Origin of the sequence: Nocardioides sp. URHA0020 (assembly GCF_000620705.1) — a bacterium.
In the GTDB taxonomy this organism is placed as follows: domain Bacteria; phylum Actinomycetota; class Actinomycetes; order Propionibacteriales; family Nocardioidaceae; genus Nocardioides.
In genome coordinates, this window is record NZ_JIAR01000033.1 from 186428 (window position 1) to 207104 (window position 20677).

At 72.9% G+C, this 20677-nt stretch carries 21 protein-coding genes; 17 read left to right on the plus strand and 4 right to left on the minus strand.

Going from position 1 to position 20677, the window contains the following annotated elements:
* Positions 1-114: 114 nt before the first annotated feature.
* The 14 genes from uraD to N542_RS0103365 all read left to right on the plus strand — a co-directional run bounded on the left by uraD (position 115) and on the right by N542_RS0103365 (position 14327).
* A complete protein-coding gene (gene uraD, locus N542_RS0103300) occupies positions 115-609 on the plus strand; it encodes a 2-oxo-4-hydroxy-4-carboxy-5-ureidoimidazoline decarboxylase (RefSeq protein WP_028642719.1) in 495 nt (164 codons plus the stop codon).
* On the plus strand, positions 606-923 hold the full coding sequence (gene uraH, locus N542_RS0103305; protein ID WP_028642720.1) for a hydroxyisourate hydrolase: 318 nt from the start codon (positions 606-608) through the stop codon (positions 921-923). The genes uraD and uraH overlap by 4 nt, the downstream gene beginning before the upstream one ends.
* On the plus strand, positions 923-1765 hold the full coding sequence (gene pucL / locus N542_RS23150) for a factor-independent urate hydroxylase (protein ID WP_036506178.1): 843 nt from the start codon (positions 923-925) through the stop codon (positions 1763-1765). Before uraH ends, pucL begins: the two co-directional genes overlap by 1 nt.
* Positions 1766-1771: 6 nt before the next feature.
* Positions 1772-3109, plus strand: coding sequence for an allantoinase AllB (gene allB, locus N542_RS0103315; RefSeq protein WP_028642721.1), 1338 nt, complete (start codon positions 1772-1774; stop codon positions 3107-3109).
* A 184-nt stretch (positions 3110-3293) separates the two neighbouring features.
* Positions 3294-4493 (plus strand): pyridoxal-phosphate-dependent aminotransferase family protein, encoded by a 1200-nt coding sequence (locus N542_RS0103320; RefSeq protein WP_231482428.1) that lies wholly within the window; start codon positions 3294-3296, stop codon positions 4491-4493.
* Positions 4490-5722, plus strand: coding sequence for an allantoate amidohydrolase (locus N542_RS23155; RefSeq protein WP_036506182.1), 1233 nt, complete (start codon positions 4490-4492; stop codon positions 5720-5722). Before N542_RS0103320 ends, N542_RS23155 begins: the two co-directional genes overlap by 4 nt.
* Entirely contained in the window at positions 5719-6531 is an 813-nt protein-coding gene (locus N542_RS0103330; protein WP_028642723.1) for a MurR/RpiR family transcriptional regulator, read from the plus strand. Before N542_RS23155 ends, N542_RS0103330 begins: the two co-directional genes overlap by 4 nt.
* A complete protein-coding gene (locus N542_RS0103335; protein WP_028642724.1) occupies positions 6531-7292 on the plus strand; it encodes an FAD binding domain-containing protein in 762 nt (253 codons plus the stop codon). Before N542_RS0103330 ends, N542_RS0103335 begins: the two co-directional genes overlap by 1 nt.
* Positions 7293-7509: 217 nt before the next feature.
* Positions 7510-10110 (plus strand): molybdopterin-dependent oxidoreductase, encoded by a 2601-nt coding sequence (locus N542_RS0103340; protein ID WP_028642725.1) that lies wholly within the window; start codon positions 7510-7512, stop codon positions 10108-10110.
* Positions 10107-10577 (plus strand): nucleoside deaminase, encoded by a 471-nt coding sequence (locus tag N542_RS0103345; RefSeq protein ID WP_028642726.1) that lies wholly within the window; start codon positions 10107-10109, stop codon positions 10575-10577. The genes N542_RS0103340 and N542_RS0103345 overlap by 4 nt, the downstream gene beginning before the upstream one ends.
* A gap of 207 nt (positions 10578-10784) precedes the next feature.
* Positions 10785-11900: an ABC transporter substrate-binding protein gene (locus N542_RS0103350; protein ID WP_028642727.1), complete on the plus strand. Its 1116-nt coding sequence runs from the start codon at positions 10785-10787 to the stop codon at positions 11898-11900.
* A gap of 41 nt (positions 11901-11941) precedes the next feature.
* Positions 11942-12739, plus strand: a complete 798-nt coding sequence (locus N542_RS0103355) for an ABC transporter ATP-binding protein (protein WP_036506236.1) — start codon at positions 11942-11944, stop codon at positions 12737-12739.
* The gene (locus N542_RS0103360; RefSeq protein ID WP_028642729.1) at positions 12739-13527 is read left to right on the plus strand and encodes an ABC transporter permease; all 789 of its coding nucleotides are present in this window, start codon (positions 12739-12741) and stop codon (positions 13525-13527) included. The genes N542_RS0103355 and N542_RS0103360 overlap by 1 nt, the downstream gene beginning before the upstream one ends.
* The gene (locus N542_RS0103365; protein ID WP_028642730.1) at positions 13524-14327 is read left to right on the plus strand and encodes an ABC transporter permease; all 804 of its coding nucleotides are present in this window, start codon (positions 13524-13526) and stop codon (positions 14325-14327) included. The genes N542_RS0103360 and N542_RS0103365 overlap by 4 nt, the downstream gene beginning before the upstream one ends.
* A gap of 33 nt (positions 14328-14360) precedes the next feature.
* Here N542_RS0103365 and N542_RS0103370 read toward each other — a convergent pair whose 3' ends face one another.
* On the minus strand, positions 14361-15071 hold the full coding sequence (locus N542_RS0103370; protein WP_197025839.1) for a YoaK family protein: 711 nt from the start codon (positions 15069-15071) through the stop codon (positions 14361-14363).
* A gap of 77 nt (positions 15072-15148) precedes the next feature.
* Between N542_RS0103370 and N542_RS0103375 the strand changes: the two genes are divergently transcribed.
* Both N542_RS0103375 and N542_RS23160 read left to right on the plus strand, forming a co-directional pair.
* Entirely contained in the window at positions 15149-15490 is a 342-nt protein-coding gene (locus N542_RS0103375; RefSeq protein WP_028642732.1) for a DUF2200 domain-containing protein, read from the plus strand.
* A gap of 8 nt (positions 15491-15498) precedes the next feature.
* The gene (locus N542_RS23160; RefSeq protein WP_051551341.1) at positions 15499-17157 is read left to right on the plus strand and encodes a bifunctional 3'-5' exonuclease/DNA polymerase; all 1659 of its coding nucleotides are present in this window, start codon (positions 15499-15501) and stop codon (positions 17155-17157) included.
* Here N542_RS23160 and N542_RS23165 read toward each other — a convergent pair.
* The gene (locus tag N542_RS23165) at positions 17143-17691 is read right to left on the minus strand and encodes a TetR/AcrR family transcriptional regulator (protein WP_036506184.1); all 549 of its coding nucleotides are present in this window, start codon (positions 17689-17691) and stop codon (positions 17143-17145) included. The genes N542_RS23160 and N542_RS23165 overlap by 15 nt on opposite strands.
* Positions 17692-17761: 70 nt before the next feature.
* Here N542_RS23165 and N542_RS0103390 point away from each other — a divergent pair, with 70 nt between their 5' ends.
* A complete protein-coding gene (locus N542_RS0103390) occupies positions 17762-18085 on the plus strand; it encodes a DMT family transporter (RefSeq protein ID WP_028642733.1) in 324 nt (107 codons plus the stop codon).
* A 3-nt stretch (positions 18086-18088) separates the two neighbouring features.
* On the opposite strand, the gene N542_RS27745 is transcribed toward N542_RS0103390, so the two are convergent.
* Together N542_RS27745 and glsA are read right to left on the minus strand one after the other, a co-directional pair.
* Complete coding sequence (locus tag N542_RS27745) at positions 18089-19720, minus strand: alpha/beta hydrolase (protein WP_051551342.1); 1632 nt, start codon at positions 19718-19720, stop codon at positions 18089-18091.
* The gene (gene glsA, locus N542_RS0103400) at positions 19717-20676 is read right to left on the minus strand and encodes a glutaminase A (RefSeq protein WP_028642734.1); all 960 of its coding nucleotides are present in this window, start codon (positions 20674-20676) and stop codon (positions 19717-19719) included. Before glsA ends, N542_RS27745 begins: the two co-directional genes overlap by 4 nt.
* Position 20677: the final 1 nt, after the last annotated feature.

Here is a 20677-nt window from a genome sequence, read left to right on the forward strand (position 1 = left end):
GCGGCGTCGCGTGTGCAGGTGGCCGGAGATGCGTGGGGGCCGTAACGTCACTGAAACGGTTGTTTCGGTCTGCCTTTACATCGGATCCCTAGTGTCACGGGCCGAGGAGGAAACGTGCTGCTGGACGAGTTCAACGCGCTGACGCCCGCCGAGGCCGATGCCGTCGTGCGCCCGTGCGTCGACATCGACGCCTGGGTGACCGCCGTCGTCGACGGTCGGCCGTACGCCCGGCTCGCCGACCTGCTCGCCCGCGCAGACTCCCAGGCCCGCGCCTGGAGCCCGGCCGAGGTCGAGCAGGCGCTCGCGGACCACCCCCGCATCGGGGAGCGGCACGCCGGGTCGGGGGCGAGTGCGCGGATGTCCGGCAGCGAGCAGGCCGGCGTCGACCCGCACGATGACGACGTACGACGTCGGCTGGCTGCGGGCAACGCGGCGTACGAGGAGAGGTTCGACCGCATCTACCTGGTCCGCGCCGCCGGGCGCAGCGCCGACGAGATCCTCGCGCTGCTCGAGGAGCGGCTGACGAACGACCCGGACATCGAGATCGCCGTGACCTCCGGCGAGCTCCGCGAGATCGCCCTGCTCCGCCTGGAAGGACTCCTCTCATGAGCACCCTCTCGACCCACGTCCTCGACGCGGCGCTCGGCGTGCCGGCCGCGGGCCTGGTCGTCGCCCTGATCGGACCCGACGCCGAGGAGCTCGGCGTACGAGCCACCGACGCCGACGGCCGGGTGCGGTTCGACCTCGAGCTCGAGCCCGGGGGCTACGGCCTCTACTTCGACACCGGACCGTGGTTCGCGGCGGCGGGACGCGACACGTTCTTCCCGGGGGTCTCGCTCGGCTTCGCCGTGGACGCCGACGAGCACTACCACGTGGCGCTGCTGCTGAGCCCGTACTCCTACACGACCTACAAGGGGAGCTGATGGTCGCCAAGATCGTGCTCGGGCCCAACCAGTACGGCAAGGCCGAGTGCCGCCTGCTGAGGGTCACCCGCGACACCGAGCGCCACGTCATCGAGGACCTCAACGTCACCAGCCAGCTGCGCGGCGACTTCGAGGCCTGCCACACCGAGGGCGACAACTCCCACGTGGTCGCGACCGACACCCAGAAGAACACCGTCTACGCCTTCGCCCGCGACGGCGTCGGCTCCCCCGAGGACTTCCTGCTGCGCCTCGGGCGGCACTTCGTCGGGGAGTTCGCGTGGGTCACCGGCGGTCGGTGGGCGGCCGAGCAGTACTCGTGGGACCGGATCGCCGACGGCGACCACTCCTTCGTCCGCACCGCACGCGCGACCCGCACCACGGTGGTCGAGATGGACGGCGACGAGGTCGTCGTCCGCGCGGGCCTGCGCGACTGCACGGTGCTGAAGTCCACCGGCTCGGAGTTCCACGGGTTCCCCCAGGACCGCTACACGACGCTGGAGGGGACGACCGACCGGATCCTGGCCACCAGCGTGACGGCGTCCTGGCGCTACGCGGGCACCGACCTGGACTTCGACGGGCTGTACGACGACATCCGCGACCTGCTGCTCTCGACCTTCTCCGACGTGCACTCCCTCGCGCTCCAGCAGACGATCTTCGCGATGGGCAGGGCCGTCCTGGAGAGGTACGACGACGTCGTCGAGATCAGCCTGTCGTGCCCCAACAAGCACCACTTCCTCGTCGACCTCGAGCCCTTCGGGCTGGACAACCCGGGCGAGGTGTTCTTCGCAGCGGACCGCCCGTACGGCCTGATCGAGGCGACCGTGCTGCGCGAGGAGGTCTGAGCCCGCGTGCGCATCGACGCCGTGCAGGCCCAGCGGGTGCTGGTGGACGGGGCCTTCAGACCGGCCACGGTCCTCGTGCACCAGGGCCGGATCCAGGCGATCGAGCCGGTCGACCACGAGGTCGCCGGCGTGGTGCTGCGCGCCCCCGACACGGCGTACGTCGTGCCCGGCGTCGTCGACACCCACGTGCACATCAACGAGCCGGGTCGCACCGAGTGGGAGGGCTTCGTGTCGGCGACCGAGGCCGCCGCGCTCGGTGGCGCCACGACTCTGGTCGACATGCCGCTGAACTCGATCCCACCGACCACCACGGTGGAGCACCTCGAGCTCAAGCAGGAGGCCGCCAGCGGTGAGCTGATGGTCGACGTCGGCTTCTGGGGCGGCGCGGTGCCGGACAACCTGGGCGACCTGGCGCCGCTGTGGGAGGCCGGCGTCTTCGGCTTCAAGTGCTTCCTCGCCCCCAGCGGCGTGGACGAGTTCCCGCCGCTGGACCCCGACCTGTTCCGCGCGGCGCTGGTCGAGGTCGCGCGCTTCGACGGGCTGATGATCGTGCACGCGGAGGACGCCGCGGTGCTCGAGGCCGCACCCGTGACGCCGGGCGGCTCCTACCGCGACTTCCTGCTCTCCCGGCCGGACACGGCGGAGCTGACCGCCATCCAGCGGGTGCTCGACGGCGCGCGCGACACCGGGGCGCGGGTCCACATCCTGCACCTGTCCAGCGCACGGGCGCTGCCCGCGATCGCCGACGCGAAGGCCGAGGGGCTGCGCGTCACCGTCGAGACCTGCCCGCACTACCTCTGCTTCGCGGCCGAGACCATCCCCGACGCGTCCTCGCAGTTCAAGTGCTGCCCGCCCATCCGCGACGCGGGCAACCGCGAGGAGCTCTGGCAGGGGCTGCGTGACGGCATCATCGACATGATCGTCAGCGACCACTCCCCCTCGACGGCCGAGGAGAAGGGCCGCGGCGAGGGCGACCTGCAACAGGCCTGGGGCGGCGTCTCCGGGCTGCAGGTGGGGTTCAGCGCCGTCGCCCAGGAGGCGCGGCGGCGCAACATCCCCGTCGCCGACGTCAGCCGCTGGATGTCGCGCAACACCGCCGACCTGGTCGGCCTGCCCACCAAGGGCCGGATCGCCGTCGGCGCTGACGCCGACCTCGCGGTGTACGACACCGGCGTCGAGCTCCGCGTCGAGGCCGCCCGGCTCGCCCACCGCAACCCGATCTCGGCGTACGACGGGATGCGGTACGGCGGTCGGATCACCCGTACGGTCGTGCGCGGCAACGCCATCGACGTCGAGCACCCCGACCACCGGTGGGGCCAGCAGCTGAGGAGGCCCGGATCGTGACGGTCAGGCGCTCGACGCGGTCCGGCGGTGGGTCCTCGACCGATTCGGGCCTGCGAACCGTGGATCTCCCACCGCCGCCCGGATGGCGGCCCGCCCGCCCCGGGTGGCGGTGGCTCCTCCACCGTTCCCGTCCCGCAGCAGGTGGATCTCCCACCGCCCCCCGGAGGCTCGGATGATCGGACCCGTGAACCCGCCGACCCGCCTGCTGATGGGCCCGGGGCCGGTCAACGCCGACCCCCGCGTGCTGCGCGCGATGTCGGCCCCGCTGGTCGGCCAGTACGACCCGTGGATGACCGCGACCATGAACGAGACCATGGCGCTCTACCGCGATGTCTTCCGCACCGGCAACGAGCAGACGTTCCTCGTCGACGGCACGTCGCGCGCGGGCATCGAGGCGGCCCTGGTCAGCCTGCTCGAGCCGGGCGACCGGGTGCTGGTGCCCGTCTTCGGCCGGTTCGGCCACCTGCTGGTCGAGATCGCCGAACGCTGCCGCGCCGAGGTGCACACGATCGAGGTGCCCTGGGGCGAGGTGTTCCCGCCCGAGCAGGTCGAGGACGCCGTACGACGCGTGCGACCAAAGGTGCTCGCCGTCGTGCAGGGCGACACCTCGACCACGATGTGCCAGCCGCTGGCCGACCTCGGCGAGATCTGCCGGCGCCACGACGTGCTGCTCTACTGCGACGCCACGGCCTCGCTCGGCGGCAACGCCTTCGAGACCGACGCGTGGGGGCTCGACATCGCCACCGCCGGGCTGCAGAAGTGCCTGGGCGGTCCGTCGGGCAGCGCCCCCATCACGCTCTCGGACCGGGCCGCCGAGGTCATCGACGGGCGCAAGCACGTCGAGGCCGGCATCCGCGAGGCGGGCGACGAGGCCGCCGGCGAGCGGATCGCGAGCAACTACCTCGACCTGGCGCAGATCATGGACTACTGGGGACCGCGGCGCCTCAACCACCACACCGAGGCGACGACCATGCTGTACGGCGCCCGCGAGTGCGCCCGGCTGCTGGTCGAGGAGGGGCTCGACGTCGCGGTCGAGCGGCATGCCCTCCACGGCCGGGCGATGCTCGAGGGCGTCCGCGGCCTGGGCCTCGACGTCTTCGGCGACGTGGAGCACAAGATGCACAACGTGGTCGCCGTCGCGATCCCCGACGGCGTCGACGGCGACCGGGCGCGCGCGGGGCTGCTCACCGACTTCGGCATCGAGATCGGCACGTCCTTCGGTCCGCTCCACGGCAAGGTCTGGCGGATCGGCACCATGGGCTACAACGCTCGCACCGACGCCGTCCTGGTCACCCTCGCCGCGCTCGAGCAGGTGCTCCGGGCGTACGGCGTACCCCTGACCGCCGGGGGCGGCGTTGCTGCCGCGCAGGAGGTGTACGCATGACCACCGCACGCGCCGTGCTCGACCGGTGCGCGGAGCTGGACCGCTTCACCGCCGACGCCCCGAGGCTCGAGCGGGTCTACCTGTCGCGCGAGCACGCCGGCGCCAACGCGGTGGCGGGGCGCTGGATGGAGGAGGCCGGGCTGCGCAGCTGGCAGGACGCGGCCGGCAACCAGTGCGGCCGGCGTGAGGGTGCGACCCCGGGACTGCCCGCGCTGCTGGTCGGCTCCCACCTCGACACGGTCCCCGACGCCGGCTCGTACGACGGGATGCTCGGTGTGGTGATGGCGATCGCGGTCGCCGAGCGGCTGCGCGACCACGCCCTGCCCTTCGCCCTCGAGGTCATCGGGTTCAGCGACGAGGAGGGCACCCGCTTCGGCAAGGCGCTGCTCGGCAGCCAGGCCCTCGCCGGGGTGTGGGAGGAGGACTGGTGGGACCTGCGCGACCGCGACGGCCTGACGCTGCACCAGGCGTTCCTCGACTTCGACCTCGACCCGCGCCGCGTCGGTGACGCCGCCCGCCGGCCCGACGAGCTGGTGGGCTACCTCGAGGCCCACATCGAGCAGGGCCCCTACCTCGAGGCCGCGGATCGCTCGCTCGGCTACGTCACGACGATCGCCGGCGCCCGCCGCTTCCGGCTGAGCTTCATCGGCGAGGCCCGCCACGCCGGCGGTACGCCGTACCCCCGCCGCCGCGACGCGCTCGTCGGCGCCAGCGAGGCGATCACCCTGATCGAGCGGCGCGCGCGCGACTCGGACTGCATCGCCACCGTCGGTCGGATCGAGGTGCAGCCGGGCGCGATCAACGTCATCCCCGGCCGCGCCGACATCAGCCTGGACCTGCGCGCCGCGACCGACGGCGAGCGCGACGCCATGTGGGCGTCGCTGCTGGCGGAGATCGAGGCGCAGTGCGGCGCGCGCGGGCTGCGGCTCGACGTGCGCGAGACCCATCGCGCACCGGCCATGCCCTGCGCCCCGTGGCTCCAGGAGGCGGTGGTGGCGGGCATCCGGAGCACCGGTGACGATGACCCGATCGGGCTGTGGAGCCGGGCGGGCCACGACGCGATGGCGGTCGGGCTCACGACCGACGTCGGGATGCTCTTCGTGCGCTGCCACGACGGCATCAGCCACCATCCCGAGGAGGACGTGCGGGAGTACGACGTCGCCGCCGGGCTGGACGCGCTGGAGGCGGCCGTCCTCGGGGTCGCCGCCCAGGTCGGGGCACGGACATGAGCGAGCGGATCGACGAGCGGATCACCCAGAGGTACGCCGTCCTGTCGCCGCAGGAGCGCCGCGCGGCCGAGACGCTGCTGGAGCACCTCGACGACCTCGCGACCTACCGCTCCGCGGAGCTCGCCGACATGGCCGGCGTCTCCAAGGCGACCATGAGCCGGCTCTTCCGCAGCCTTGGCTTCAGCGACTTCGACGAGGTGCGCGACCACCTGCGCGCCCTGCGCAGCGCGGGCGAGCCGCGCCGGGTCGACGGCGTGCCGACCGTGGTCGCGCACCTCGAGCACGAGCAGGAATCGCTCAAGGCGGCGCTGGAGTGCCCGGTCCTCGACGACATCGTGGCGCTGCTCGCCGGGGCCCGGCGGGTCCTGGTCGTCGGGTGGCGCAACAGCCACCCGGTCGCGCTGCACCTGCGCCAGCAGCTCGCCCACGCGCGCAGCGACGTACGCCTGGCACCGCTGCCCGGCCAGGTGATCAGCGAGGAGCTTGCCGACCTGGTGGCCGGGGACGCCGTCGTCGTGGTCGGGTTCCGCCGCCGGCCGGCCGACTTCGGCGCCTTCCTGACCGAGGCCTGCGGCACCGGAGCCACGGTCGTGCTGCTCGGCGATCCCACGGCCCGCCGGCACGCGGCCACCGCGGCGTACTGGCTGGAGTGCCCGGTGAGCAGCACGCTCGCCTTCGACAGCTATGCCGCCGCGATGAGCCTGGTGAGCGTGCTCGCCGACGGTGTGCTCTCGACGCTCGGGCGCCCGGCACGCGACCGGGTCGCCGACATCAGCGCCGCCTACACGCGGCTCGCCGAGGTGGAGTGATGGACCTCCCCACCGTCTCCGGCCACCGGACCGCGCACCGGCGCGCCGACCTGGCCCTCGCGCCCGGCGAGACGCTGCTCGCCGGTGGCACCTGGCTCTTCTCCGAGCCGCAGCCGGAGGTCGGCGGCCTGGTCGACCTGACGACCCTCGGCTGGCCCGACTGGGAGGAGCTGCCCGGCGTGCTGCGGCTCGGCGCGACCTGCACGGTCGCACGGGTCGTCGCCGCGCCCTGGGGTGCCGCCAGCGGGCTCGCCCGTGCGTGCGCCGACTCGCTGCTGATGTCCTTCAAGGTCCAGCACGTCGCCACCGTGGGCGGCAACCTCTGCCTCGCGCTGCCGGCCGGTGCGATGGTCTCCCTCGCCGCCGCACTGGACGCCTCGGCCCTGATCTGGACGCCCGACGGTGGCGAGCGCCGCCAGTCGGTCGTCGACTTCGTCACCGGCGCCGGTACGACGACGCTCGCGCCCGGCGAGGTGCTCCGCGCGGTCGACGTGCCCACGGCCGCCCTGTCCCGTCCCACCGCCTTCCGCCGGATCGCACTGACCCCGCGGGGCCGGGCGGCGGCCGTCGTCGTCGGCAGCGGTCGCCGGGTCTTCGTCACCGCGGCCACCACCCGGCCGGTCGTGCTGGACCTCGACGACCTGGAGGCCGGGCTCGCCGCCGTCGACTGCTGGTACGACGACCTGCACGGCCCGGCCGACTGGCGCGCCCACGTGACCGGGGTACTGGCGCGCGAGGTGCGCGAGGAGCTGGGGTCGTGAGCGCACGGACGACCGGGGGTGGCGGTGACCTTTCCACGCTTTCCGGCCTGCAGACCGTGGATCTCCCACCGCCAGACCGCGGCGGCTGCCACAGCACCGCCGGCGGCCCCAGCGGCCCCAACCCCGCCAGCCCCCGCAACCCCGGCAGCCGGTGCGGGATCCACCGTTTCCCGCCAGCAGACCGTGGAACTCCCACCGCCACCCGAGGACGCCCGTCATGAGGATCAACGGCGAGCCCGTCGAGGCCAGCCCCGCACCCGGGCAGTGCCTGCGCACCTACCTGCGCGACGCCGGCCGGACGGACGTGAAGAAGGGCTGCGACTCCGGCGACTGCGGCGCCTGCACCGTCCACGTCGACGGCTCACCCGTCCACTCCTGCCTCTACCCGGCGGCCCGTGCCGTCGACCACGACGTCACCACGCTCGCCGGACTCGGCACGCCTGACGACCTGCACCCGGTGCAGCGCGCGTTCGCCGACGCGGCCGGCTTCCAGTGCGGCTTCTGCACCGCCGGCTTCATCATGACCGCGGCCGGAGCGGGCAGCGAGCCGGACGTCGAGCGCTGCTTCAAGGGCAACCTGTGCCGCTGCACCGGCTACCGCTCGATCCGCGACGCCCTTGCCGGGCGGATCAACCTCGAGCCCGGGTCGAGCACCGCAGGAGCCTTCGGCGCCTCCGTCGCCGCCCCCGCCGCGACGCGCATCGTCACCGGCACCGAGGCCTACACGCTCGACCTGCCGACGACCGGCGTGCTCCACATGGCGCTCCTCCAGAGCCCGCACGCCCACGCCCGGATCACCCGCATCGACACCGCCCGAGCCGCGGCCGCGCCCGGCGTGCGCCTGGTCCTCACCCACCTCGACGTCCCCGACGTCCTCTACTCGACCGCCCGCCACGAGAGCCGGCTCGACGACCCCGACGACACCCGGATGCTCGACGACGTCGTGCGCTTCCGCGGGCAGCGCATCGCCGCCGTCGTCGCCGAGTCCGTGCGGGACGCGCAGCTGGCCGCGGACCTGATCGAGGTCGAGTACGACGTCCTCCCGGCCGTCTTCGATCCCGAGACCGCCCGCGCCGCCGGTGCGCCACTGCTGCACGGCGACAAGGCCGCCGACCTCAGCCGGATCGCCGAGCCGCACCGCAACGTCGTCGCCCAGACCCACGGCGAGGTCGGCGACGTCGCGGCCGGTCTCGCGGCCGCCGCCGCGACGGTCAGCGGGACGTGGCGGACCGCGCGGGTCACCCACGTCGCGCTGGAGACCCACGGCGCCCGCGGCTGGCTCGACGACGACGGCCGCCTCGTCGTCCGGTCGAGCACCCAGGTCCCGTTCCTGGTGCGCAGCGAGCTCGCCCACGTCCTCGGGCTCGACCCCGACCGCGTGCGGGTGGTCGCTGCCCGCGTCGGCGGCGGCTTCGGCGGCAAGCAGGAGATGCTGGTCGAGGACCTGGTGGGGCTCGCCGTGCTCCGCCTCCAGCAGCCGGTGCAGCTCGAGCTGACCCGCGAGCAGCAGTTCACCCTGGCGCCCTGCCGGCACCCCTTCCGGGTGTCGGTCACGGCGGGCGCGGACGCCGACGGCGTGCTGACCGCGCTGGTCGTCGACGTGCTCAGCGACGCCGGCGCCTACGGCAACCACTCCGTGGGAGTGCTCTTCCACGGCTGCCACGAGTCGGTCGCGCTCTACCGCTGCGCCAACAAGCGGGTCGACGCCGAGGCCGTCTACACCAACAACCTGCCGTCCGGCGCCTTCCGCGGCTACGGGCTCGGCCAGGTGATCTTCGGCATCGAGTGCGCCCTCGACGACCTGGCCCGCGAGCTCGGCATCTCGCCGGTCGAGCTGCGGCGACGCAACGTCGTACGCCCCGGTGACCAGTTCATCGTCAACGGTGAGCCCGACGGTGACCTGGTCTTCGGGTCCTACGGGCTCGACCAGTGCCTCGACCTCGTCGAGTCGGCGCTGGCCGAGGGCGACGAGGCGCCGGCCGGCGACCGGTGGGCTGTCGGCGAGGGCATGGCCGCGTCGATGATCGCCACCATCCCCCCGCGCGGCCACCACAGCGAGGCGACGGTCACGCTCGACGTCGACGGCACCGTGACGATCGGGGTCGGCAGCGCCGAGTTCGGCAACGGGTCCGCCACCGTGCACGTCCAGCTGGTGGCCGAGGAGCTCGGCATCGACCCGGCCCGGATCCGGCTGCACTCCTCCGACACCGACGCGGTGGCGTACGACACCGGCGCCTTCGGCTCGACCGGCTCGGTCGTCGCCGGGACCGCCGTCGCCCACGCCGCCCGCGAGCTGCGTGCGGCGCTCGACGCGGGCGGGACGCCGCCCCTGAGCCGGACCGGTCGGCACGAGGGCACCCCGCGATCGGTCGCCTTCAACGTCCACGGCGTGCGCGTCGCCGTCGACCGGGCCACCGGCGAGCTCCGGGTGCTGCGCTCGGTCCACGCCGTCGACGCCGGACGGGTGATCAACCCCGAGCAGCTGCGCGGCCAGGTCGAGGGCGGCGTCGCCCAGGGCCTCGGCAGCGCGCTGCAGGAGGAGCTCGTCGTGGAGGAGGGCGAGATGGTGACCCACGCCCTGCGGCACTACCGGGTGCCGCAGATCGGCGACGTACCCCCGACCGAGGTGCTCTTCGCCGACACGTACGACGAGCTCGGCCCGCGCGGCGCCAAGTCGATGAGCGAGGCGCCGTACAACCCGGTCGCACCGGCGGTCGCGAACGCCGTACGAGACGCACTCGGAGTGCGTCCCCACGAGCTGCCGATGAGCCGGGACCGGCTCTGGCGGCTCTCCGCCCAGTCACAGGAGCAGCGATGACCACCGACGAACCGTGGCTGGCCCACGCCCTCGACCTCGCGGTCGCCAACGTCGCGGCGGGTGGTGGCCCGTTCGGCGCGGTGGTCGTGCGCGACGGCGTCCTGCTCTCGACGGGGCAGAACCGGGTCACCCGCGACAACGACCCGACCGCCCACGCCGAGGTCCTGGCGATCCGGGCCGCCTGCGCCGGCGCGGGTGACTTCTCGCTGGCGGGCTGCGTGCTCTACACCTCGTGCGAGCCGTGCCCGCTGTGCGTGGCCGCCTGCCTCTGGGCCCGCCTCGACCGGGTGGTGTACGCCGCGGACCGCGACGACGCCGCCCGCGGCGGGTTCGACGACCGCGAGTTCTACGAGCTCTTCGCCCGCGACCGGGCCACCTGGCCGACGGCCGTCCACGCCGGCCGGCACGCCGACTCGTTCGCGCCGTTCCAGGCCTGGCTGAGCAAGGCCGACCGGGTCGACTACTGACGCCCCTGCGGTGATCCGCTCCGGCAGCTCGGGCGGGAGTACGGGCCTTTCCTGCGCCGGCGTCGCTGAAACGAGCGTTTTAACGCTCGCGTTACGTCGGTCGCGAAGTTCCGCAACCTGGCGCTCCTAGGTTCAGCGCGTCTCGGACACCCGTGATTCCGCGACGGGCCGGGATTCCCGTCGCGCCCTACCTAGGAGAACCCCCACATGACCTTGCCGTTCCGGTCGAACAGGTTGTCGCGCCAGGGTGCCCGACGCACCGCGCTCCAGCTCACTGCCGTCCTCGCCATGACCACGCTCTCGCTCACGGCGTGCGGTGGCTCCGACAGCGACTCCGACGTCGCGTCCGGCGGCTCCAGCGCCGCGGCGAAGGGCGACTACGGCGACGTCAGCGTCCAGCTGTCCTGGATCAAGAACGCGGAGTTCGCCGGTGAGTTCCTCGCCGACTCCAAGGGCTACTACGCCGACGCGGGCTTCTCGAAGGTGACCCTGCTGCCCGGGCCGGTCGCCCAGGAGGAGATCGTCGCGACCGGCAAGGCCGAGTTCGGCCTGAGCAACGCGGTCTCGACGGCAGCCGCGGTCGCCAACTCCAAGTTCCCGCTGAAGATCGTCGGCGCGACGTACCAGAAGAACCCGTTCAGCATCCTGTCGCTCGGCGACAAGGGCGACATCAAGACGCCCGCGGACCTGTGTGGCAAGAAGATCGGCGTCCAGGACCCCAACCTCAGCCTCTTCAACGCCTTCCTGAGCGCCAACGACATCGACCCGGAGTGCCTCACGATCGTGCCGAACTCGTTCGACGTGTCGCCGCTCGAGGACAAGCAGATCGACGGCCTGGTCGCCTACCTGACCAATGAGTCCCTGCTGGTCAAGGGCCACGGGTTCGACACCGTCGACCTGCCCTTCGCCGACAACGGCCTGCCGTTCGTCGCGGAGACCGTGATCACCACCGACGACATGATCAAGAACAGCCCCGACGAGGTGAAGGCCTTCCTCAAGGCGGAGATCAAGGGCTGGACCGACGCCTGCGCCGGTGATGCCGGCTACCAGGCCGGGGCCGAGCTCGCGGTCAACACCTACGGCAAGGAGATCGACCCGCCGCTGGAGGTCGCGAAGGAGGTCGAGCAGGCCAAGCAGCAGTGCGAGCTCCTGGTCAACAGCGACGAGACCGAGGCCAACGGCCTGTTCACGATGAGTCCCACGATGATCGAGGCCAACATCGCCTCCATCAAGGCCGCCGGCATCGAGATCTCCGCCGACGACCTCTTCAACACCGCCCTGATCGACGAGCTGTACAAGGAGGACCCGTCCCTCAAGGGCTGAGGCACGGAGACCCAGTGACTCACGACAGCACCCTGACGCCGGTGCCGGCCAGCACGGGCACCGGCGTCAGGATCGACAGCCTCAGCAAGACGTTCTCGGTCGGCCGCAAGAAGGTGGAGGCGCTCCAGGACACGACGCTGTACACCGACAAGGGCAGCTTCCTCTCGCTGCTGGGGCCCTCGGGCTGCGGCAAGTCGACAATCCTGCGGATCCTCGCCGGCCTCGAGGAGGCCACCTCCGGCACGGCCATCGTCGATGGCAAGACCCCGCAGGAGCTGCGGCGCGACCACGAGCTCGGCATCGCCTTCCAGGACTCCGCGCTGCTCCCCTGGCGCAGCGTGGAGTCCAACATCCGGCTGCCCTTCCAGGTCTCCGGCGCGAAGGCGGACGAGCCCCTGGTGAAGGAGCTGATCAAGCTCGTCGGCCTCGAGGGCTTCGAGAAGGCCAAGCCCGGCCAGCTCTCGGGCGGCATGCGGCAACGGGTCTCGATCGCCCGCTCCCTGGTGGTCAAGCCCAGCGTGCTGCTGCTCGACGAGCCGTTCGGCGCGCTCGACGACATGACCCGGCAGCGGCTGAACCTCGAGCTGCTGCGGATCTGGACCGAGAAGCCGGCCACCACGCTGATGGTCACGCACGGCATCAGCGAGGCGATCTTCCTCTCCGACCAGGTCGCCGTGATGAGCCCGCGCCCGGGCCGGGTCAAGGAGATCATCACCGTCGACCTCCCCCGGCCACGGACCCGGGAGATGATGCGGACCCCCGAGTTCCACGCGCTGCACGACCAGGCCTCGGAGCTGCTCTTCGGTGCGGGCGGAGCAGCCGTGGAGGAGAACAGCTGATGCGCCTCTCCCGCGAGCGGCTGCACACCATCGGTGTCGGCGTGCTCGGCATCGTCCTGCTCGTGGCGCTCTGGTGGCTGGCGGCGACCACGTTCCTCGCCGGCCACCAGATCCCGACGCCGGTCGACGTCTTCGACAAGTTCCACGAGCGCGGCTTCGCCTACTACCGCAAGATCTTCTCGGTCACCCTCCGGGAGGCGGCGAAGGGCTACCTGTACGGCGTCGGCATCGCCCTCGTGCTGGCCGTGTTCGTGATGCTGGTCCCTCGGATCGCCCCCGTGATCATGCAGTTCGCGGTCATCACCTACTGCCTGCCGATCGTGGTGCTGGCACCGATCCTGATCGTCGTCAACGACATCCCGGTCGAGGGCGGCACCTCCTCCACCGCCACGGACCTGGCCGCGATCTCGGTCATCTTCACCACCGTCGTCGGGGCTGTCCTCGGCTTCCGTTCGGCCGACCAGACGAGCCTCGACGTCGTCCAGGTGTACGGCGGCAGCCGGCTCCAGCAGTTCACCCGGGTGCGGCTGATCGCCTCCCTGCCCGCGCTCTTCACGACGCTCCAGATCGCCGCCCCGGCGGCGTTCCTCGGCGCCCTGCTGGGTGAGTACTTCGACAAGCACCTGGTGATCGGCGTCGGCCCGTCGCTCTACCTGGCCCAGAACAACCGCGAGACCGCCCTGGTCTGGACGCTCGGCTTCAGCTGCGCCATCGTCTCGGGGCTCGCCTACTTCATCATCGGGCTGATGGGCCGAGCCATCACCCCCTGGGCGAAGGGGACCCCATGACCAAGACGCTCGACCTGCTCAAGCCGGCGGTCCGGCCGCTGCTCAACCTGCTCTTCGTGCTGGCCTGCCTGGTGGTGCTCTGGCTGGTCGTCCTCGAGGTCTCCGACGTGAGCCCGCTGGTGGTCCGCCGTCCCAGCGACGTCCTCGACTTCCTGGTCGGCGACGAGGGTGCCTCCGCCAACCGGGCCGCGGTCCTGCACCCGCTGTGGCAGACCCTCCTCGACGCCGGCATCGGGTTCGTGGCCGGGCTGGCGGCCGCGACGACGGTCGCGACCGCGACGTACCTCTCCCGAGGGGTCGAGGCCGCGACGATGCCGGTCGCGATGATCGTGCGCACCGTGCCGCTCGTCGCCCTGGCCCCGATCATCACGCTGGTGTTCGGCAACGGCTTCGCCACCGTGGCGGTGATGAGCGGGATCGTGGTGTTCTTCCCGGCGCTGGTGACGATCTCCTACGGACTGCGGTCGGTGACCGCCCAGATGAGCGACGTCGTGCACGTGTACGGCGGCTCGACCTGGGACGTGCTGCGTCGGGTCGCCTACCCGACCGCGGTGCCGTCGGTCTTCGCCGCGATCCGGATCTCGGTGCCGGGCGCGGTCACGGGCGCGCTGATCGCCGAGTTCTACACCACGCCCGACAGCGTGGGGAAGGCGATCAACCAGGCGCTGGCGCTCTACCAGTACGACCTCGTGTGGGCGCTGCTCGTCGTCGTCACCCTGGTCTCGGTCGTGCTCTACATGGTGGCCCAGCTGTGCGAGAGCCTGGTGCTGACCCGCTTCGGGCTGAGCGCCGACCGCTAGCAACCGGCTCCGCTCCGGCCCGGCGGCGGAGCGTCAGGGTGCAGGCACCCGCGCGTGCACCCGTGCGTGAGTCGCCCCGACGACCGTGGCGACCAGGACGATCACGCCCGCCAGCACCAGACCGGCACCGAGGTGCCAGCGCAGCAGCGCCGCTCCGACCGCGGCACCGGCGAGGATGAGCACGACGGCGGTCGCCCGGCGTCCGCTGCCACCGCCCTGGCCGCTGCCGAGCACGGAGTCGGCGGCCAGGCCGGTGATCGTCGAGGTCACGACCACGGTGGTGACGTCCTTGACCGCGATGAACCGCGCGGTGGCGGCCTGGGCGCCCATCGCCCCACCGAGCAACGTGGTCACGCCGAGCGCGAGCCACCTCGCCGGGTCCTCGCCGGCCGCCAGCAGGATGGCCGCGAGCGCGAGCATCACCACGCCGACGCCGGCGAAGAGCCCGGTCGTCAGGTGCGTCCATGCCCCTCCGGCCCGTCGCAGCAGCCGGCCGCCCAGGGCGGCGCCGCCCATGAACCCCAGCAGCGCCAGGACCGGGCCGACGATCGGCAGCCCGTCGGCGCCGACGAGCGCCATGCCGAGGATCACCACGTTGCCGGTCATGTTGCCGGTGAAGACCTTGTCGAGACCGAGGTAGCCGACCGCGTCCACGATCCCGGTGGTGAAGGTCAGCACGAGCATCAGCCACAGGTGCATGCGCTCGAGAGGTACGGCGGCGAGGCGGTCGGTCACGGCCGCCATTGTGGTCGGACGGTGTGTCACCGGGGTTACCCGGCCGCACCCCCACTGCGTCGGCGCACGGCGATACGCTCACCAGGATGTCCAGGATCTTCACGACCGCCGTCTCGTCGGTCTACCCCCTCTACCTGGCGAAGGTGGAGAGGAAGGGGCGCACGCGGGCCGAGCTCGACGAGGTGATCCGGTGGCTGACCGGCTTCGAGGAGCCGGAGCTCCGAGCGCACCTGGCCGGCCGCACGACGTTCGAGGACTTCTTCGCCGATGCCCGACTCAACCCCCGTGTCGACCTGATCACCGGCGTCGTCTGCGGTGTCCGGGTCGAGAGCATCGAGGACCCGCTGATGCAGCAGATCCGCTACCTCGACAAGCTGGTCGACGAGCTCGCCAGGGGCAGGTCGCTCGACCGGGTCCTGCGCGCCTAGCCCTCCCGATGGCCCGCATCCCGCTCTCCCGCCTGCCCGGCGACCGCGTGCTGGTCGTCGACGGCGACGTACGCCGCGAGCTCACGCTGGGCGAGCTCCCGGCGTACGTCCGCGAGCGCGAGGTCGACGCACCGCGCTGGGTCTGGGACGACACGGCACGGTGGCACCCGCAGCTGCTGGCGGCCGGCGTGCGCGTCGCGCGCTGCCACGACCTGCGGCTCGGCCACCACCTGCTGCGCCGGGCGCCCGCGGTCGACGCGTCGCTGCTCGAGGGCGAGCAGTCCGGGCACTGGGACCGGCTGGGGCCGAGCGCACCCTCGGACCCGGGCCTCTTCGCCGTCGACGACACCGCGGAGCACCTGCGCGCCGACCTCGAGGACGCCCGCCAGCTCGCCGCGGTGGCGGCGTCGAGCGAGGCGACCCGGCTCGCGCTGCTGCTCGCGGCGGAGTCGTCGGGGGCGCTGGTCGCCGCCGAGATGACGTACGCCGGCATGCCGTGGCGGGTCGAGGTCCACGAGCGGCTGCTGCGCGAGCTGCTCGGCCCGCGCCCCCCGCGCGGGGCCCGACCGCAGGCGCTCGAGGCCCTGATCGGCGAGGTGCGCAACGCCCTGGACGCCCCGGGCCTCAACCCCGACTCCCGTCCGGAGCTGCTGGCGGCGCTGCGCCGGGCCGGGCTCGAGGTCACGGACACCCGGGCCCACTCGCTGCGCGCGCTCGACCACCCCGGGATCGCTCCCCTGCTGCGCTACAAGCAGCTCGCCCACCTCTTCCAGACCAATGGCTGGGCCTGGAGCGACCAGTGGGTGCGCGGCGGTCGGTTCCGCCCGTCGTACCAGCCGGCCGGGTCGACCACCGGTCGATGGTCGTCCAACGGCGGCGGCGCGCTGTCCTTCCCGGCCCAGGTCCGACCGGCCGCCATGGCCGACGACGGCTGGCTGCTGGTGGTCTCCGACGTCGCCCAGCTCGAGCCGCGCGTGCTGGCCGGCATGAGCCGCGACCGGGCGCTGGCCCAGGCGGCACGCGGTGCCGACCTCTACCAGGCGATGGTCGACGACGGAGCGGTCGCCAGCCGCACGGACGCCAAGCTGGGCCTGCTCGGCGCGATGTACGGCGCCACCACCGGCGAGAGCGGCCGGCTGCTCGCCGGGCTGACCCGCCGCTACCCCGCGGCTTTCGGGCTCGTCGAGGACGCCGCCCGGGCGGGCGAGCGCGGGCAGGTCGTGCGCACCCTGCTGGGCCGGGGCTCGCCCGGTCTCGGCGAGGCGTGGGACCGCGACCCCGACGACCCGCCGCCCGATGCCGACAGCCAGGCCCGCCACCGTCGCGCGTACGGCCGCTTCACCCGCAACTTCGTCGTCCAGGGCACGGCCGCCGAGTGGGCGCTGTGCTGGATCGCCGACCTGCGCAACCGCCTCTGGCGCCTGGGCGGCACCGGCCCGCTCGAGTCCCGCCCGCACCTGGTCTTCTTCCTCCACGACGAGGTCGTCGTGCACACGCCGGCCGCGCTCGCCGACGCCGTCGCCGAGCAGACGGCTGCGGCGGCGGCCACCGCGGCCGACCTGCTCTTCCGCGACCTCGCGATCGACTTCCCGCTGAGCACCTCGATCGTGCGGTCGTACGCCGAGGCGGGCAAGCCGGGCGCGGCCGTGGAGTCAGCCGGCGAGTGACTGGGCGGCGACGGCCAGGTCGTCGACGCCGACCGCGAGCCACTCGGGCCGGTCGGTGGCCAGGTCGAGGTGGAAGCCGTACAGGGCGGAGTCGACCAGGGTGACGATCCGGCGCACCCGCCGCGGCGGTGCGCCGCACCGCACCAGGTAGGCGCGCAGGCTGACGGCCCACTTCTCGTTGCTCGCCCGGGCGTCCGAGAGGTAGGGCTCCTCCCCGATCAGCCCGGTCGCCGCCGCCTGGCAGTAGACGTCGAGGCAGCTGTTCAGAGGCTCGGTCTGGTACGCCGCCCACAGCGCGTTGACGCCGGCCCGCACCGACCGCGCGGCCGGCAGCGCGTCGACGGCGACGACGCTGCGGGCGCCGGCCTGCGCGACCACGGCGGAGACCAGGCCGTCCCGGCTGCCGAAGTGGTAGATCAGCATCCGGTCGCTGGTGCCGATCGCCGCCGCCACGGGACGCAGGGTGAGACCGATCAGGCCGTGCTCGAGGACGTGGTCGGTGACCTGGTCCAGCAGCTCCTTCCGGCGATCCACGGGGCCAGCGTAGCGAGTGCTACATTGGGGACCAAACGTAGCGACCGCTACATCTGGAAGGAACAGAACCGTGCTCACCGCAGTGCTCCTCGGCCTCGCCATCGTCGTGGAGGTCGTCGCCACCGCCCTCCTGCCGCGGACCGAGGGCTTCACGTCCCCGGGATGGACGGTGCTGGTGGTCAGCGGGTACGCCGGGTCGATCTGGCTGCTCACCGTCATCGTGCGGACGCTGCCGGTGTCGGTCACCTACGCGATCTGGGCCGGCGCCGGCACCGCGCTGGTCGCCGTCGTCGGGCTGGTCTTCCTGGGCGAGTCCTTCACGTGGCTCAAGGCGGCGTCGCTCGCCCTGATCGTCGTCGGCGTCGTCGGCCTCAACCTCACCGGCGCGCACTGACCTCTAGCCGATGACGTCCGGCTCCAGCTCGCCGATCCGTACGGCGAGGCGCTCGGTGTCGGCGTCGGTCCAGCCGGCCGGCGGCAGGATCTCCGCCCAGGCCCGGACCGGCTCCTGGCCGAACTGGTGGCCCTGCCCGGCCGGCACGCCGTTGGCGACCATCTGATCGGCCGCGAGCTGCAGCATCGTGACCACCGGGACCCAGCGGACGCGTGGCGACACATCGCGCCCGCGCGGCTCCGAGAGCCAGTCGGGCCGCTGCAGCGCCAGCCCGAGGTCCCACCAGGTGATCGGGTCGTTGGCGTGCTGGAGGTAGCCGATCCGCGTGCCGCTCCACTCCCCTGGCGCGTCCCAGTCGGACGGCTGGTCGGCAAAGCGGACGATGTCGCCGCCGGCGTACGTCGGGAGCACCTCGGGGGTGCCCGCGTCGCGCTCCGCGGTGAACCTGCTCCACAGCCGGTTGTTGGCGGTCGGCCCCACGAAGAGGGCACCGTCGGTGCGGGTGGCCAGGTCCTGGGCGCCGCTGAAGGCCGCCTCCCCGCCGAAGGAGCCGAGGCTCTCCCCGCTGACGACCAGCAGCGGTCGCCGGTCTGCGGGCAGCGCGACCCAGTGCGCGTAGACGGCGTCGAAGAGGATCCGACCGGCGTCCTGCGCCCGCTCCCCGTCGGCGAGGAACGACATCCAGCTGGGCAGGTAGGAGTACTGCATGCTGACGGTGGCGGTGTCGCCGGCCCACATGTACTCCAGCGCCCGCGCCTGATTCTCGTTGACCCAGCCCCGACCGGTGCCGGTGACGACGTTGAGGACCGCGCGGTCGAAGCCGCCGGTGCGCTCGAGCTCGCCGACGGCCCGTCGCGCCTCGGCCGTCAGGTCGACGTCGCCGGAGGCTCCGACGTACGCGCGGACCGGCTGCTGCGCATCGCCTCCGGTGAAGTCCCCGATCTCGTCGGAGGTCGGGGCGCTGGCGATGAAGACACGGCCCTGCCGGCCCAGGTCGTCCCAGCTCTCGCCGGACCGGGGGCCGGCCGAGACGTAGGGGCTGGTGGGTGCCGGGGTGTCGGTGCGGAACTCGTCGTCGATCGCCTGGAAGGTCGCGTCCAGGGCGCCGACGACCCGGCCGCCGAGGACGCCGGTCACCAGGCCCCAGGCGACCCACGCGACGACGAGGGCGCCGATCACCAGCGCGACCCGGTCGGGCAGCACGCGGCCGACCTGGCGCCCGACCCCACGGCCCACAGACCTCAGGAGGCGACTGATGCCCAGCAGCGCCACGAAGAGCACCGCGGTCACCGCGAGCTGCAGGAGGTCGGCTGCGAGCGAGTCCCGGTCGACCCCCACGAGGTCACGGACCTGGTCGTCCCAGCGGTGGCCGAGCACGAGGGCGACCACGGTGCCGACTCCGGCGACGGCCGCGACGACCTGCCAGGTGCGCTGCCGCCGCGGCCCGTCCAGTCGTACGCCGCTGGCCCGCAGCATCCAGCCGAGCAGTGCGCCCACGCCGTACCCCAGCAGCGCGCAGACCGCCGACACCACGCCCTGGAAGACAGGGCCGAGCGGCAGCAGCGACGGTGTCAGCGAGAGCCAGAAGAGGAGCACGGCGCCCACCGTCGCGGCGATCGGCGCGCGCCAGGTCACGGGTGCACCGCCTGCGAGGCGAGCACGTCGAGCCCGAGCCGGCGGGCCAGGAAGGCAGCGGCCGCGGATCCCCGGACGCTGTTGCCGTGGGCGTCGAGGAGGGGCGAGTACGTCGCCAGCGCGCCCTTGCCGGGCGAGACCGTCAGCAGCCCCCCGGCGATGCCGCTCTTGCCCGGCATGCCGACGTCGAGGAGCCAGTCGCCCGATGTCTCGTACATCCCGGCGATCGTCATCACCGCGAGCGTCGCGTGCGCCGTCTCCGGGTCGACCACCCGCTCGCCGGTCACCGGGTTGGTGCCGCCGTCGGCGAGCGTCGCGCCCATCACCGCCAGGTCCTCGGCCGTCAAGGCGAGGCAGCTCTGCCGGGTGTAGACCTCGACCGCCTCGGCCGGGTCGGCCTCGATCGCACCGGCGGCCGCGAGCATGTTCGCGAGCCCACGGTTGCGGTGGTTGGTCGCCAGCGCGGAGTCCAGCGTCGGCTCGTCGAGCTCCAGCGGCCGACCTGCGAACGCCGAGAGGCCTTGCTGCACCTGGGCCCAGCCCTCCAGCAGACTGGTGGTGGCGATGGCCCCGGAGTTGACCATCGGGTTGGTCCGGCCGTCCGGGCTGCGCTCGACCGCCGACGCCGAGTTGAAGGCGAGTCCGGTGGCGTTGACGCCGATGCGTCGCCGTACCTCCTCGACGCCGTGGACCTCGCACGCCAGCGCGAAGACGAACGGCTTCGCGACGCTCATGATCGTGAACGCGCGGTCGGCCGCACCGCTCGACACGCGCTCGCCGGAGACCCCGACGACGCACAGCCCGAACGCCGTCGGGTCGGCGTCCGCCAGCGCCGGGTAGACCGTCGAGAGCTCGCCCGTCCGGTCGCCGACGTACGACGCGTGCGCCTCGTCGAGCGCCTCCTGCACCACCACGCGACGAGGCAGGTCCCCGGAGGAGACCAGTCGATCGGTCACC